This is a genomic window from Streptomyces sp. NPDC091371 (assembly GCF_040684275.1).
Taxonomy (GTDB): domain Bacteria; phylum Actinomycetota; class Actinomycetes; order Streptomycetales; family Streptomycetaceae; genus Streptomyces.
The window spans coordinates 27,419-41,621 of record NZ_JBFBFP010000039.1 but is presented as its reverse complement, the minus strand read 5'-3'; the positions used below and the strand labels follow the sequence as shown (position 1 = coordinate 41,621).

13 protein-coding genes are annotated in these 14,203 nt (G+C 71.7%); 6 read left to right on the top strand and 7 right to left on the bottom strand.

Features of this window, described 5'->3' with window-relative positions; all coding sequences use genetic code 11:
* Positions 1-10: 10 nt before the first annotated feature.
* The 3 genes from AB0O21_RS30880 to fahA form a co-directional block, all read right to left on the bottom strand.
* Positions 11-238: a ferredoxin family protein gene (locus tag AB0O21_RS30880; RefSeq protein ID WP_365176191.1), complete on the bottom strand. Its 228-nt coding sequence runs from the start codon at positions 236-238 to the stop codon at positions 11-13.
* A gap of 32 nt (positions 239-270) precedes the next feature.
* On the bottom strand, positions 271-1,044 hold the full coding sequence (locus tag AB0O21_RS30875) for a GntR family transcriptional regulator (protein WP_365176189.1): 774 nt from the start codon (positions 1,042-1,044) through the stop codon (positions 271-273).
* A 139-nt stretch (positions 1,045-1,183) separates the two neighbouring features.
* Complete coding sequence (fahA, locus tag AB0O21_RS30870) at positions 1,184-2,407, bottom strand: fumarylacetoacetase (RefSeq protein ID WP_365176187.1); 1,224 nt, start codon at positions 2,405-2,407, stop codon at positions 1,184-1,186.
* 153 nt (positions 2,408-2,560) lie between these two features.
* On the opposite strand from fahA, the gene AB0O21_RS30865 reads away from it, so the two are divergent.
* Both AB0O21_RS30865 and AB0O21_RS30860 read left to right on the top strand, forming a co-directional pair.
* Entirely contained in the window at positions 2,561-3,367 is an 807-nt protein-coding gene (locus AB0O21_RS30865) for an HAD family hydrolase (RefSeq protein WP_365176256.1), read from the top strand.
* 150 nt (positions 3,368-3,517) lie between these two features.
* The gene (locus AB0O21_RS30860; protein WP_365176185.1) at positions 3,518-4,639 is read left to right on the top strand and encodes a nucleotide disphospho-sugar-binding domain-containing protein; all 1,122 of its coding nucleotides are present in this window, start codon (positions 3,518-3,520) and stop codon (positions 4,637-4,639) included.
* Here the strand turns inward: AB0O21_RS30860 and AB0O21_RS30855 are convergent.
* On the bottom strand, positions 4,636-6,639 hold the full coding sequence (locus AB0O21_RS30855; protein ID WP_365176183.1) for a CocE/NonD family hydrolase: 2,004 nt from the start codon (positions 6,637-6,639) through the stop codon (positions 4,636-4,638). The two genes, AB0O21_RS30860 and AB0O21_RS30855, sit on opposite strands and share 4 nt — an antisense overlap.
* Positions 6,640-6,651: 12 nt before the next feature.
* Positions 6,652-8,169 (bottom strand): peptide MFS transporter, encoded by a 1,518-nt coding sequence (locus AB0O21_RS30850; protein WP_365176181.1) that lies wholly within the window; start codon positions 8,167-8,169, stop codon positions 6,652-6,654.
* Positions 8,170-8,358: 189 nt separating this feature from the next.
* On the opposite strand from AB0O21_RS30850, the gene AB0O21_RS30845 reads away from it, so the two are divergent.
* The 4 genes from AB0O21_RS30845 to AB0O21_RS30830 all read left to right on the top strand — a co-directional run bounded on the left by AB0O21_RS30845 (position 8,359) and on the right by AB0O21_RS30830 (position 11,523).
* A complete protein-coding gene (locus tag AB0O21_RS30845; protein ID WP_365176179.1) occupies positions 8,359-9,369 on the top strand; it encodes a polyprenyl synthetase family protein in 1,011 nt (336 codons plus the stop codon).
* A 230-nt stretch (positions 9,370-9,599) separates the two neighbouring features.
* Positions 9,600-10,802, top strand: a complete 1,203-nt coding sequence (locus AB0O21_RS30840; RefSeq protein ID WP_365176177.1) for a sigma-E factor regulatory protein RseB domain-containing protein — start codon at positions 9,600-9,602, stop codon at positions 10,800-10,802.
* A gap of 104 nt (positions 10,803-10,906) precedes the next feature.
* Complete coding sequence (locus tag AB0O21_RS30835) at positions 10,907-11,110, top strand: ribbon-helix-helix domain-containing protein (RefSeq protein WP_225884906.1); 204 nt, start codon at positions 10,907-10,909, stop codon at positions 11,108-11,110.
* Positions 11,107-11,523: a hypothetical protein gene (locus AB0O21_RS30830; RefSeq protein ID WP_365176175.1), complete on the top strand. Its 417-nt coding sequence runs from the start codon at positions 11,107-11,109 to the stop codon at positions 11,521-11,523. Before AB0O21_RS30835 ends, AB0O21_RS30830 begins: the two co-directional genes overlap by 4 nt.
* A gap of 66 nt (positions 11,524-11,589) precedes the next feature.
* Here the strand turns inward: AB0O21_RS30830 and AB0O21_RS30825 are convergent, their stop codons facing one another.
* Positions 11,590-12,906 carry a M28 family metallopeptidase gene (locus AB0O21_RS30825; protein WP_365176173.1) on the bottom strand — a complete coding sequence of 439 codons (1,317 nt, stop codon included), beginning with the start codon at positions 12,904-12,906 and terminating at the stop codon, positions 11,590-11,592.
* A gap of 224 nt (positions 12,907-13,130) precedes the next feature.
* A complete protein-coding gene (gene rarD, locus AB0O21_RS30820; RefSeq protein ID WP_365176171.1) occupies positions 13,131-14,075 on the bottom strand; it encodes an EamA family transporter RarD in 945 nt (314 codons plus the stop codon).
* Positions 14,076-14,203 lie beyond the last annotated feature (128 nt).

Below are 14,203 nucleotides of genomic sequence, written 5' to 3'. Positions count from 1 at the left end.
ATCGGGCCTTTCACCGGAGCAGGTAGGGCATGTTGACGGTCACGGCGCCGGTGGGACAGCGCGCGGCGCACGGGCCGCAGTACCAGCACTCGTCCACGTGCATGTACGCCTTGCCGTCTTCCTCGCGGATCGCGAGCGAGTCGAGCGGGCACATGTCGACGCAGAGGGTGCAGCCGTCGATGCACAGGGACTCGTCGATGGTCACGGGCACGTCGCCGCGCTGGGGGACCAGAGGCATGGCTGTCTCCAGGAAAGGGGGGAACGCAGGGGTCAGAGGGAGCGGCGCAGCAGGCCGCTCATGGTGATCCGGTCGCCGCGGAAGCGGATGAACTCCAGGTCCACGGGACGGCCGTCGCCCAGATGGGTGAGCCGCTCCAGCATCAGTACGGCGGCCCCGCGCGGGGCCTGCAGGACGGCGGCGGAGTGCGCGTCGGCGTTGACGGCCTCCAGGGTGATCTCGGCGTGGCCGAGCGGCCGGCCGGTGAGCTGCTCCAGGAGCCGGAAGACGTCGGTGTTCTCCAGGTCGCAGCCCAGCAGTCCGGCGCCGATGTCCATGGGGACGTAGGTGAGGTCGAGGGAGAGCGGCAGCCCGTTCAGGCGGCGCAGCCGTTCGATGTAGAGCACTTCGGAGTGCTCGGGCAGGCCGAGGCGGCCGGCGACCGGGGCGGGGGCGGGGACGGGGCCGGCGGTGCGGACCTCGTTGGTCACCCGGCCGTGCTCGTGCAGGGTTTCGGCCAGGCCCTGGAGGCGGTCCAGGCCGTGCGGGTACTTCTCGCAGACGACGACGGTGCCGAGGCCGGGGCGGCGCTCCACCAGCCCCTCTCCGCGCAGCAGGCCGAGGGCCTGGCGGACGGTGTTGCGGCCGGCCCCGTAGTCGGCGGCCAGGGCGTTCTCCAGGGGGAGGACCCCGCCGGGGTAGCCGCCCGCCAGGATCTGGTGCCGCAGCAGGTCGGCGAGCTGGCGCGCCTGGTCCGCGCGCAGCCGCCGCCGACGCGCGGCGGCGGCGGCCGGGACGGTGTGCGTGGCGGTGCGTTCGGCTGGCATGGCAGGGAACGTACCGGCGGCGCGGCGGCAGTGGTGTTGCAGCAGTATTGCGCCACCGGAGGCTCCGGAGGCAGGGCTCTGACCTGCTATTTCGGCGGGGTGGCGAGAAGATCCGCCACCCCGCCGCCCACCCTTCGGACTACCGCGATCCCACGATGCGGCCGGTGACCTCGCCGAGGCCGACGCGGGTGCCGTCCGGGCCCGGGGCCCACGCGGTGAGGGTGACGGTGTCGCCGTCCTCCAGGAAGGTGCGCTTGCCGTCGGCGAGCTCGATGGCGTCGCGGCCGTTCCAGGTCAGCTCCAGCAGGGAACCGCGCTGGCCGACCTCGGGGCCGCTGACGGTGCCCGAGCCGTACACGTCACCCGTGCGCAGGGAGGCGCCGTTGACCGTCATGTGCGCGAGCTGCTGGGCCGCGGTCCAGTACATGGAGGCGAACGGCGGCTGCGCCACCTCCTGCCCGTTGATGGAGACGGTGATGCGCAGGTCGAAGCCGCCGGGGCGCTCGGCGTCCGAGTCGTCGAGGTAGGGCTGGAGCGGGAAGTCCCGCGCGGGCGGGGCCACGCGGGCCGCGTCCAGGGCCTCCAGCGGGGTGACCCAGGCGGAGACGGAGGTCGCGAAGGACTTGCCGAGGAAGGGGCCGAGCGGCACGTACTCCCAGGCCTGGATGTCGCGCGCCGACCAGTCGTTGAGCAGGAACAGCCCGAAGACGTGCTCCTCGAAGTCGCCCAGCGCCACCGGGGAGCCCAGCTCGGACGGGGTGCCGACGATGAAGCCGACCTCGGCCTCGATGTCGAGCTTGACCGAAGGCCCGAAGACGGGCGCAGGGTCGGTGGGCGCCTTGCGCTGCCCGGAGGGCCGTACGACGTCCGTGCCGGACACCACGATGGTGCCCGAGCGGCCGTGGTAACCGATGGGCAGGTGCTTCCAGTTGGGGGTCAGCGCGTCCCCGTCGGGCCGGAACATCTTCCCCACGTTGGTGGCGTGGTGCTCGCTCGCGTAGAAGTCGACGTAGTCGGCGACCTCGTACGGCAGGTGCAGCGTGACCTCGTCGAGGGGCGTGAGGTGCGGCTCCACGGTGGGGCGGTGGCCGGGGTCGGTGACCCACGCGGTCAGCGCGCGGCGCACGTCGCGCCAGGCGGTGTGCCCGGCGGCCAGCAGCGGGTTGAGGGAGGACTGCCCGAGCAGCCCGGCGTACGGAGAGCCGAGCGCGACGGCGGCCGCCCCCGCGTCGAGGACGTGTCCGCCGATCCGCACGCCGATCCGGCGCCGGTCGTCCCCGGCGGTCGAGAAGACGCCGTAGGGGAGGTTGTGCGGCCCGAACGGGTCGCCCTCGGCGAGATCGAGGGGGCTCTGCTGGGGCATGGGGTGCTGCCTCGCTTTCGACGCGGTCCGGGGGTGTCCCGGAGGCTGGTTGACACGTTACGTGGCTGGTGGGGCGTGCGGGAGGCCGGATTCGGGCGCTATTTGTAGGACTTGTCCGAGGGGGTCCGTATCCTTGGCGGGGTGACTTCCGCCCTGCCTCAGGCCCTCCCCTATGCCTTGATCGCCACTGACCTGGACGGGACTCTGCTGCGTGCCGGAGACACCGTCTCCGCCCGCTCGTACGAGGCGCTCGCCACGGCCCGCGCGGCCGGCGCCCAGCACATCATCGTCACCGGCCGCCCCGTCCCGCAGGTCCGGCACGTCCTGGACGGCCTCGGCTACACGGGGCTCGCGGTGTGCGGGCAGGGCGCGCAGGTGTACGACGCGGCGCGCGGGAGCCTGCTGCACTCCGTCTCCATGGACCGGGAACTGGCCGAGGTGGCCCTCGGCAAGATCGAGGCGGAGATCGGCGAGGTGTACGCGGCGGTCAACCAGGAGGGCGTGGACGCCGAGATGCTGATAGGGCCGGGCTACCGGATGTGGCACCCGCACCTGCCGACGGTGCGGGTGGCGCGGCGCGGCGACCTGTGGGCCTCGCCGATCAACAAGGTCCTGCTCCAGCATCCGGAGCTGGACGACGACGAGCTGACGCGGGTGGCGCGGGCGGTGGTCGGGGACCTGGTGAACGTCACCATGGCGGGGGAGCACACGGTGGAACTCCAGCCGCCGGGCATCGACAAGGCGAGCGGCCTGGCCCGGGCGGCCGCCGTGCTGGGGGTGCCGGCCGCGTCGACGATCGCGTTCGGGGACATGCCGAACGACATCCCGATGTTCGCGTGGGCCGCCCGGGGGGTGGCGATGGCGAACGCCCACCGCGAGCTGGTGGCCGTCGCCGACGAGGTCACGCTCTCGAACGAGGAGGACGGCATCGCGGTGGTCCTGGAGCGACTGTTCGCGTAGCGCCGCATTCAGCCTCGCCAGGGGCCGCCCGCCCGGGCGGCTGACCCGCCGCGCCCCAGAATGTCTGATTATCGATCCCCGCAGGGGAACCTCCTCTGCCCGCCCGGCAGTTCACAGAAGTGACCGGCAGGACAACGGCAGGGAGAACCCGTGCGCATCCTCTTCACCGGACCGGCCGCGGCCGGCCACCTCTTCCCGATGATCCCGACCGCGCAGGCCCTGCGCGCCGCCGGCCACGAGGTGCTGTTCGCGGGTTCGCAGCCGCTGGACCAGCTCCGCCAGGCCGGTTTTCCGATCGTCGAGATCGGTGACGGCCGCAGTGTCAGGGAGGTGTTCGAGCAGTCGACCGGCGAGGAGGTGCGCTACGTCTCCCCCGACATGACCACGGACGAGATCCTCGACAGGGCGGCCCGCATCTTCGCGCTCGTCTCCCGCTCCACCGTGGACGGCCTGCTGGAGGCCGCCGACAGCTGGCGCGCCGACCTGCTGGTCCACGACTCCTTCCAGGCCTCCGCCCCGCTGGTCGCGGCCAAGCTCAAGATCCCGTCGGTGGTCCAGAACTTCGGCGTCACCTCCGGCCTCGCCATGGTCGGCCGGGGCGCCGCCAACTTCACCGAGGCGTACGAGACGTACGGAGTGGCCGGCCCCGCCGAGCCCACCGCGCTGAACATCGTCCCCGCCTCCCTCGGCGGCGACCCGGGCGGCCTGCGGATGCGCTACCTCCCCTACAACGGCGGCGGCACCGTCCCGGCCCGGCTGCTCCGCCGCGGCACCCGTCCGCGCGTCGCCGTCACCCTGGGCACCGTGCTCACCGAGCTGGACGGCGTCCGCGCCATCGTCCGCCTGATCGAGGCCGCCGCCTCGGTGGACGCCGAGTTCCTGCTCGCCGTCGGCGACGCCGACCTCACCCCGCTCGGCACCCTCCCGGACAACGTCCGCCCGCTGCCCTGGGTCCCGCTCGCCGAGCTGCTGACCGCCTCCGACGCGCTGGTCCACCACGGCGGCTCCGGCACCCTGCTCACCGCCCTGCAGGCCGGCCTGCCCCAGCTCCTGCTCCCGCAGGGCGCCGACCACTTCACCAACGCCGATGCCCTCACCGCGACCGGCGCCGGCCTGCGGTCCGCCTCCGACGAGGTGAACTCCCCGCTTCTCGAGCGTCTCGTCGCCGACCAGGCCCTGCGCGAGGCCGCGACCCGCCTCCGGGCGGAGAACGCCGCCCTGCCCACCCCGGCCGAAACGGTCCCCGCCCTGGAGGCCCTGGTCACCGGCTAGCCGGCCGTGCGCGGCAGCCGGCGCTCCCACGTGCGGTGGAAGACCACCTCGTCGCCCTCCCGGCACACCACCTCGTTCGACGTGACGAAGCCGCCCGCGTCGCACGAGACCTCCGACCGGGTCTCCACCCGCGCGTCCCAGCCGAGTTCCGGCCGGTGGAGCCGGATCCGCCACTCCGAGCGCGTCCGCGCCGACAGCGGGTCCCCGTCGGCGATCTCGTACTCCTCCGCCGCGTCCTCGGCGTACTCCAGCCCGTCCGGGTACACCCGCGTGCCCCCGTACCGCGGGTCCACCTCCAGCCGCCACACCCCGCGCGCGACGTCCCGTACGACCAGCCGTTCCGGGCGGGGGTCGTCCAGCGTGGCCGGGAAGGAGACGCCCAGCGGCTCCGACTGCTCCGGCGCCTCGAAGACGATCCCCTCGTCGGCGGGGGAGGAGGCGCGGACCGGGAGGGTCAGGAGGCTGCCCGCAGGGTCCACGGTCCAGCCGGCCTCGGAGCCGGCCCGCGGCCAGATCCACGGCCAGTACGCGGAGGAGAGAGCGAGGCGGATGCGGTGGCCGGGCGGGAAGGAGTGGCCGATGCCGTTCAGCTCGAAGGTGACGTCCTCGTACGAGCCCACCGGCCAGGGCACCGCCTTGTCCCGGCCCTGCCGCGCCGAGAGGTTCAGCGCGCCCCGGGTGACCAGGGTCGAGGAGCCGTCGGGGGCCACGTCGCACAGCCGGGCCACGACCTGCCCGTACGGGACGTCCATGCGCAGCCGGAGCGTCACCGAGGGGCGGCCCAGGATCTCGACCGGTTCGCCGGGCGCCACCGGGAACTCGAAGCACGCCGACTTCGCGTCCTCCTCCCGCTGGTCCGGCGGCAGGTCGGCGTCGTTGCCGAAGGGGAAGAACCGGCCCGCGTCCAGCCCGGTGTGCTGCGGGGAGGCGACGAGCACCGGCTCGCCCTGGAGCCCGTACGGGACGGGGACGACCCACGCCGACGGCCAGGACTTGTCCGCGACCCAGCGGCCCGGGAGCTCCTCGTACACGGTGGCGGGCGGGTGCGAGTCGCTGATCCAGGAGCGCAGCAGCGGCTCGCCCATCACGCCGTTGTCGACGCCCTTCAGCCAGTGGTCCCACCAGCGCAGGGTCTCCTGGAGGAAGCCGATCGCCGGGCCCGGCGGGAGCCCCCGGTCGGGGTACTGGTGGGACCAGGGACCGATCAGGCCGCGGACGCGCGACGCGGGCAGCGCGGAGACCAGCCGGAGCACGGTGTCCCGGTACGGGTCGTGCCAGCCGCCCACGGCGAGGACGGCCGCGCCGATCGCCGAGTAGTCCTCGCAGACGCTGCCGTGGCGCCAGTAGTCGTCGCGGGTCTGGTGGGAGAGCCAGGTGTGGATCAGGGGCTCGACCGATTCCAGCCGGTCCAGCCACTGCTCGCGCCAGCCGTCGCCGACGAACCGGGGGTCCGGCGGGCGGGAGGCGAAGGCGAGCATGGTCGCGGCCCACGCGTGCATGTCCACGGCCAGCACCGAGCCGCCCATGTAGTGCACGTCGTTGTCGTAGCGGTCGTCGGTCGAGCAGACGGTGACGATCGCCTTCAGCGGTTCGGGGGCCAGGGCGGCGATCTGGAGGGAGTTGAAGCCGCCCCAGGAGATCCCGAACATGCCCACCGACCCCGTGCACCACGGCTGCGCCGCCAGCCACTCCACCACGGCGACCCCGTCGGCCAGTTCGCGGGCGTCGTACTCGTCGCCGGGGCGGCCCCCGCTGCACCCGTGGCCGCGCACGTCCACCCGTACGGAGGCGTAGCCGTGGCCCGCGTACCAGGGGTGGCGCTGCCAGTCGCGCGGCGCGGTCCAGTCGGTGAGCCGGTACGGGAGGTACTCCAGCAGCGCCGGAACCGGCTCGTCCGTGACCGGGCGCCAGATCCGCGCGTACAGCTCGACGCCGTCGGGCAGCGGGATCCGCACATCCTCGTGGGCGGTCCCGTACGGGAATTCGGTGCGGATGATCATTCGACAACCACCTCAGTGGACGGGGTGCATCGTGCGCCGCAGCCACGGCGCGAGCGCGATCACGGCCAGGCCCACGGCGACCGCGACGGCGCCGTTGACTCCGAAGTACACGGGGTTGGACACCTCGCCGTAGAGCTTGACCACCTGCGCCTGGATGCCGTTGGCCAGTGCCAGCGAGAGGAACCACAGGGCCATGGTCTGGCTGCTGAACGCCTTCGGCGCGAGCTTGGTGGTGGCCGACATGCCCGAGGTCTCCAGCAGGACGTCGCCGAGGCCGAGCAGCAGGTAGGAGCCGACGATCCACCAGGCGGCCATCTTGTAGGCGTCCCCGCCGTGTCCCGACGTCGGGATCACCATCAGCAGGAAGGACAGGCCGCCCAGGATCACACCGATGGCGATCTTGTTCGAGGCGTGCGGCTGGCGGGGCCCCATCCGGACCCACAGCGCGGCGACGACGGGGGCGAGCAGCACCTCGAAGGCGCCGAGCGCGGAGGCGTACCAGCTCGCCGGGAAGTGGAAGCCGAGGATCTCGGTGCGGGCGTTGGTCGAGGCCAGCAGCATCATCGTCGAGTAGGCCTGGAAGAGGATGAAGTTGAAGGCGACCGAGGCCAGGAAGAGGACCACGTACGGACGCAGCCGCCCGCGCTCCTCGGGTGTCACCCGGGGGCTGCGGAACATGATCGCGAAGTAGACGGCCGGGGCGATCACCGAGACGAGGGTGAGGAGGTCGACGAAGCGGTCCATCGTCAGCCACCCGGCGACCGCCAGCAGGGTGGCGAGCACGGCGAAGCCGAGGCAGCCGGCGATGATCTTCGTCACGGCGGAGCGCATCGCGTCGGGGGCGAGCTCGAACTCTGCCGAATGCTTGCGTCCGGCCAGGTGGCGGCGGCCCAGCACGTACTGGATCAGGCCCGCGGTCATCCCGATGGCGGCGGCGGAGAAGCCCCAGTGCCAGCCCTTGTGCTCGCCGAGCCAGCCGGTGATCAGGGGTCCGGCGAAGGCGCCGATGTTGATGCCCATGTAGTAGAGGGCGAAGCCGGCGTCGCGCCGCTCGTCGTCCGTCCGGTACAGCTTGCCGACCATGCTGGCCACGTTCGGCTTGAGCAGGCCGGTGCCCGCGCTGATCAGGCCGAGGCCCACCCAGGTCATCGCGGCGGTCGGCACGGCCATCGCGTAGTGGCCGCATGCGATCAGGATGCCGCCCCACAGCACGGCCCGGTAGGAACCGAGGATGCGGTCGGCGAGCCACCCGCCCGCGACGGAGACGAGGTAGACCATGGTCCCGTAGGCCGCCGATACGGAGGCCGCGGTGCCCGGGTCCATGCCCAGGCCGCCGTTCGCCACCGTGTCCGCGAAGTAGAGGACGAGGATGGCCTGCATGCCCAGGAACGAGAAACGCTCCCAGACCTCCAGTCCGGAGAGCGTGGCGAGGCCCCGGGGGTGGCCCAGGAAGGCATGGTCGTCGCTGGGCGGCGGCTGGTCCTCCGGCGGATCCGCGGGCTCGTCTATATCGGTCGAGATTCTGGACAAAACGCATTCTCCGGTTGTTTCGGCTCCTCAAGAACATACCGGTACGGTTCGGACAGTGCGCGGGTGGCGCCGGACGGGCCCTCTCTGTGATCGAAAACGGACCCGATACGCTGGGTTGAGTGATGGCAGCGACACGTCGACAATCCAGGTGATCGTCAGTGTGATCGTCAGCAGACAGGAGTACCCCTCGTGACCGTCGTCGGGCCGTTCGGACTGAGCGTGCGGGACCAGGCTCTTGAGACCGATCTCCAGGCCGGACTGGCCGCTGTCGAGGCGGGTCTGCTGGAAGCCACCAAGAGCGAAGTCCCCTTCATCACCGAAGCCGCGCAGCACCTCGTGCGCGCCGGAGGCAAGCGCTTCCGGCCGCTGCTCGTGATGCTCGCCTCCCAATTCGGCGATCCGTACGCGCCGGGGATCGTGCCCTCCGCCGTCGTGGTGGAGCTCACGCACCTCGCCACGCTCTACCACGACGACGTCATGGACGAGGCGGACGTGCGCCGCGGGGTCGAGAGCGCCAACACCCGCTGGGGCAACTCGGTGGCCGTCCTGACGGGTGACTTCCTGTTCGCCCGCGCCTCGCACATCCTGGCCGACCTCGGCCCCGAGGCCGTACGCATCCAGGCCGAGGCCTTCGAGCGGCTGGTGACGGGCCAGATCCTGGAGACGGCCGGCCCGCGCGACGGCCGCGACCCCGTCGCGCACTACCTCGACGTCATCGCCGGCAAGACCGGCTCGCTGATCGCCGTCTCCGGCCGCTTCGGCGCGCTGATGTCCGGCGCCGACGAGTCCGTCGTCGACATCCTGACCCAGTACGGCGAACGGCTCGGCACCGCCTTCCAGCTCGCCGACGACGTCCTCGACATCGCCTCCGACGCCCACGAGTCCGGCAAGACCCCGGGCACCGACCTGCGCGAGGGCATCCCGACCCTGCCCGTACTGCGGCTGCGGGAGATGGCCGCACAGGGCGGCGACCCGGCCGACCTGGAGCTCGTACGACTCCTCGACGGAGACCTCTCGGACGACGCCCGCCACGCCGAGGTGCTCACCCGGCTGCGGTCGCACCCGGCCCTGGAGCAGGCCCGCCGCGACACCATCCGGTACGCGGAGGACGCGCGGGCCATGCTCGCGCCGCTGCCCGAGTGCTTCGCCAAGTCGGCGCTGGAGGAACTCTGCGACGCGGTGGTGCACCGCGCCGGGTAGCGCGTACCGCACCCGCAGCAGTGGAACGGGCCCTTCCGCCCCGTCGACCCCTACGGGTCGGGGGAGGAGGGCCCTTCCCGTGTCATCCCACGGTCGTACGCGCAGTTGCGTCCGGGGGGTGACGCCCCAGCCCCGCCGTTTTGGTCAGATGGAGTCATCAACCCCACCAGATCGGGTGAGTGCGGCGACACGGGGGTCGCCGCCTTGGACACAGAGGGCAGGGCAGTGACATGGCAGCGAACACGAACACTTCTCGCAAGGCCGCCCGGTACGCCGTACCGGTTGCGGTGGCAGGAGTGGCCGCGGCGACCGTGGCGATGGTCCCGGCCTTCGCCAACGCCGGGGGACCCGACCTGCCGAAGGTGACGGCGCAGCAGCTGATCGAGAAGATCGCGGCCTCCGACGTGCAGCAGCTGTCCGGCACCGCCAAGATCAGTACCGACCTGGGCCTGCCGAAGCTCGCGACGGGCCTGCTCGGCGGCGGCGGTGTCGCGGGAGGCTCGGCCAACCCGGAGGACAAGGTCGCCCAGCTGGCGAACGGCACGCACACCTTCCGCGTCGCCGCGGACGGCCCGGACCGGCAGAAGCTGACCTTCCTCGACGGCAAGGACGAGTACAGCCTCATCCACAACGGCGCCGACGTGTGGGGGTACGACTCCAAGTCGAACGAGGTCTTCCACGAGAAGAACGCCGACGCGGGTGCCGGGCACGAGGAGGCCGGCCGGCTCGCGGCCTCTCCGCAGCAGCTCGCCCAGGACGTCCTGAAGGCCGCCGGCCCGACCACGGACGTCACCGTCGGCGACACCGCGCAGGTGGCCGGCCGGGACGCCTACCAGCTGGTGCTCAAGCCCAAGCAGAGCGGCTCCACGGTCGGCTCGGTGCAGATCGCGGTCGACGCGAAGAACGGCGTGCCGCTGCGGGTGCAGCTGCTCTCCAGCCAGGGCGGCAAGCCGATCGTCGAAGCGGGCTTCACCAAGGTGGACTTCGCCAAGCCGTCCGCCGACACCTTCGTCTTCAACGCGCCGAAGGGCGCCAAGGTGACCGAGGGCGGGAGCGAGGCCGGCAAGGCCGGGCGGGACGAGCACTGGAAGGCGCTGGACTCCTTCCCGGGCTTCGGCGGCCTGATGGGCGGGGCGAACGGCAAGGGCGGCGACGTGAAGGTCCTCGGCGAGGGCTGGGCGACCATCGCGCGCATCGACTCGGGCGCCGGCAAGGGCCTCAAGGACCTTGAGAACTCGGCGAACGACAAGAACGCGCCGAAGGAGGCCAAGCAGTTCCTCAACTCGCTCGGCGACAAGGTCAGCGGCTCGTTCGGTGGGGGCCGCGTCCTGTCGACCCGCCTGGTCAACGCCCTGATCACGGACGACGGCAAGGTCTACGTCGGCGCCGTGACCAAGGACGCGCTGGTGAAGGCGGCCGACGCCGACAAGTAACAGCGCGTCGCGAAGACGTTCGAAGGGTGGGCCGGGACTGTGTCCCGGCCCACCCTTCTGCCGTTCCCCTCTCGCGTACAGCACACCCGCTGTACGGTGGTGGGATGTCGAGACACGTGACCATCCGCCTGGACGAAGAGTTCCATGAACGTCTGAAGGCACGTGCGGCGGCGTTGGGGACCACGGTCACCGCGCTGATCACCGAGGTCACGGAACGCGAACTCGACGAGGACCGGAAGAACTTCCTCTCCGGCATCGAGGAGTTCGCGGACCACTGGGGCTACTTCCAGGAGCGGTTCGGCAATTGAAGATCACCATGGAGTGGGCGTGGACCGCGCTGGCCCACCACCTCCCGTCCGATCCCGCCGTGTGGGATCCCTCCGGGGTGGCCGCAGCGGTCGCCCGGCACCAGAACGACCTCGTCCTGGTGCCCGAACAGCCCGCCCCGGACACCGCGTGGCGGGCCGCCGCGTTTCTGCACACCCTCGCGGTGTGCCCGGCGCTGGAATCCCCGATGAACGAGTTCTACGCGGCCGCCGCGACCCGCTCGTACCTGCGCGTCGCCGGGGCCAAGCAGCTGCCCTCGCCGGAGGAGCTCGGCGATCTGGTGGAGGCGGCGAAACTGGGCCGCGCGGACGTCGCGGCGGTGGCGCGCGAGCTGCGCGCCCGCATGGAGGAACCCCTGTCGGCCTCGCTGCGGGCGGCCGCGGAGGACGCGTAGCGGGGGCGCGGAGGCCCCGGTGCGGTCCGAGGGGATCGCACCGGGGCCCGGGTGTGCCGCCGTCGGTCAGAAGGTGATCTTCCAGCTGTTGATGTAGCCGACGTCCTGTGCGGCCGTGTCCTTCACCTGGAGCTTCCACACCCCGTTCGCGACCTCGCTGGAGGCGTTGACGGTGTACGACTGGACGAGGTTGTCGGCGCTGCCGCCGCTGCGGTTGTGCAGGTTGTAGACCGTGCCGTCCGGGGCCACCAGGTCGACCACCAGGTCACCGCGGTAGGTGTGGACGATGTTCACGTCGACCTTGGTCGTGGCCGGCGCGTTGCCCGTGACGCCCGAGACCGTGATCGGCGAGTTCACCGCGGCGGCCGGGTAGTCCGGGATGCTCACGTCCGCCGTGTTCTCGAAGGACGGGCCCGGCGGGACCGGGACGGCTGTGCCGAGGGTCCAGATCGCGTAGGCGACGGCGTCCGAGTTGCGGTCCAGGGCGGTGTCGTTGATGTTCGCCGTGTTGTCGCAGGAGGAGTGGTAGCAGCGGTCGAAGGCCTGACCGGCCGTGCCGCCCCACTTCTGCGCCTGGGCCGAGGTCTTGGTGTTGCTGGCGCCGGTGAACAGGCCGCCGACGGGGATGCCCGCGTTCTTGAAGGAGGCGTGGTCGGAGCGGCCGTCGCCCTCGGTCTCGATCTCGGTCGGGACGCCGAGGCCGGCGAAGTAGTTCTTGAAGGTCTGCTCGATCGTCGGGTCGTCGTCGTAGACGAAGTAGCCCGGGTTCGGCGAGCCGATCATGTCGAAGTTCAGGTAGCCGGCGAACTTCGCGCGCTCGGCCGTCGGGAGCTGGTTGACGTAGTACTTCGACCCGATCAGGCCCAGCTCCTCCGCGCCCCACCAGCCGAAGCGCAGGTGCTTCGTCGGCTGGAGCTGGGCGCGGGACACGGCGAGCGCGGTCTCCAGCACGGCCGCGCTGCCGGAGCCGTTGTCGTTGATGCCGGCGCCCGAGGACACCGAGTCCAGGTGTGCGCCGGCCATCAGGACCGAGTTCGGGTCGCCGCCCGGCCAGTCGGCGATCAGGTTGTAGCCGGTGGCGCCGCTGGAGGTGAAGGTCTGCAGGGTGGTGGTGAAGCCGGCCGCGTCGAGCTTGGCCTTCACGTAGTCGATCGACGCCTTGTAACCGGTCCGGCCGTGGGCCCGGTTCCCGCCGTTGTTGGCGGCGATGGTCGAGAGCTGCGACAGGTGGGCCTTGACGTTGGCCAGCGGGATGTCGGGGGGAGTGGGGGCCGCGGCGACCGCCGTGGGGGCGGCGAGTGCGGCGGGGGCGGTGGCGGCGAACAGGCCCGCGACCGCGAGGGCGGTCACGGCAGCAAGACGCCGGGAGACGGACAGGCTCATGTGGGGGCTCCGGGATTCCGCGGGGATGAAACGGAACGAGCGGTATCGAGCGGGTGAGCGTTAGTGCGTCAGTGCGAGCCTGATGTTCAGCGAGAGTATGACTGTCCGTCAAGACCACAATTCGGTCAGGGTAGTTCGGAAAACGGACGATCCCCGGTACGGGTGATTCGTACCGGGGATCGTGGGGATCGGGGAGGCGCCGGGCAGCGCCGCGATGCGGAGGGCTACGCCGGTTCGCGCGCCGGAGCGGCGACGGGCACGGGCGCGGCTTCGAGCGCCGCCCGCGACCGCCGCGCCGTACGCAGGGCGTCCCAGGTCAGGAGGGCGAGCGCGGCCCAGACCAGCGAGAAGCCCACCCAGCGCTCGGGCGGCATGGCCTCGTGGAAATACAGCACGCCGAGCCCGAACTGGAACACCGGCGCCATGTACTGGAGCAGCCCGAGGGTGGACAGCGGGACCCGGATCGCGGCGGCCCCGAAGAACACCAGCGGGATCGCGGTGACGAGCCCGGTCGAGGCGAGCAGGGTGGCGTGCCCCGGCTCGTCCGCCGTGAAAGTGGACTGGCCCTGCGCGCCCAGCCACAGCAGGTAGCCGAGGGCGGGCAGGAACAGCACGGCGGTCTCGGCGGCCAGCGATTCCAGGCCGCCCATGTTGAGCTTCTTCTTGATCAGCCCGTACGTCGCGAAGGAGCAGGCCAGGACCAGCGAGATCCACGGCGGCCGGCCGTACCCGACGGCGAGGACGAGGACGGCGATGAAGGTGATGCCGACCGCCACCCACTGCGCGCGGCGCAGCCGCTCGCCGAGCAGCAGTACGCCCATGGCGATGCTGACCAGGGGGTTGATGAAGTAGCCGAGGCTCGCCTCGACGACGTGCCCGTTGTTGACGGACCAGATGTACAGGCCCCAGTTCACGCTGATCACCGAGGCGGCCAGCGCGGTCAGGCCGAGCTTGCGGGGCTCGCGGACGAGCTCCCGTATCCAGCCCCAGCGCCGCACCGCGAGCAGCGCCAGCCCCACGACGACCAGGGACCACACCATGCGGTGGGCGAGGATCTCGACCGCCCCGGAAGGCTTGAGGAACGGCCAGAAGAGGGGGACGAGCCCCCACATCCCGTATGCGCCGAACCCGTACAGCAAACCCGTGCGCTGCTCGTTCTGTGCCTCCACGGGCCCTCCTGTACGACTTTTCGGCCAACCTCACGACGGTATCGCCGCAGGGGCCGGATGTCATGCCCGTTCGGGGGAGATACTCATGACATTCCCGTGGCGGGACGACGAAGCCCGGGCCTCCTGGG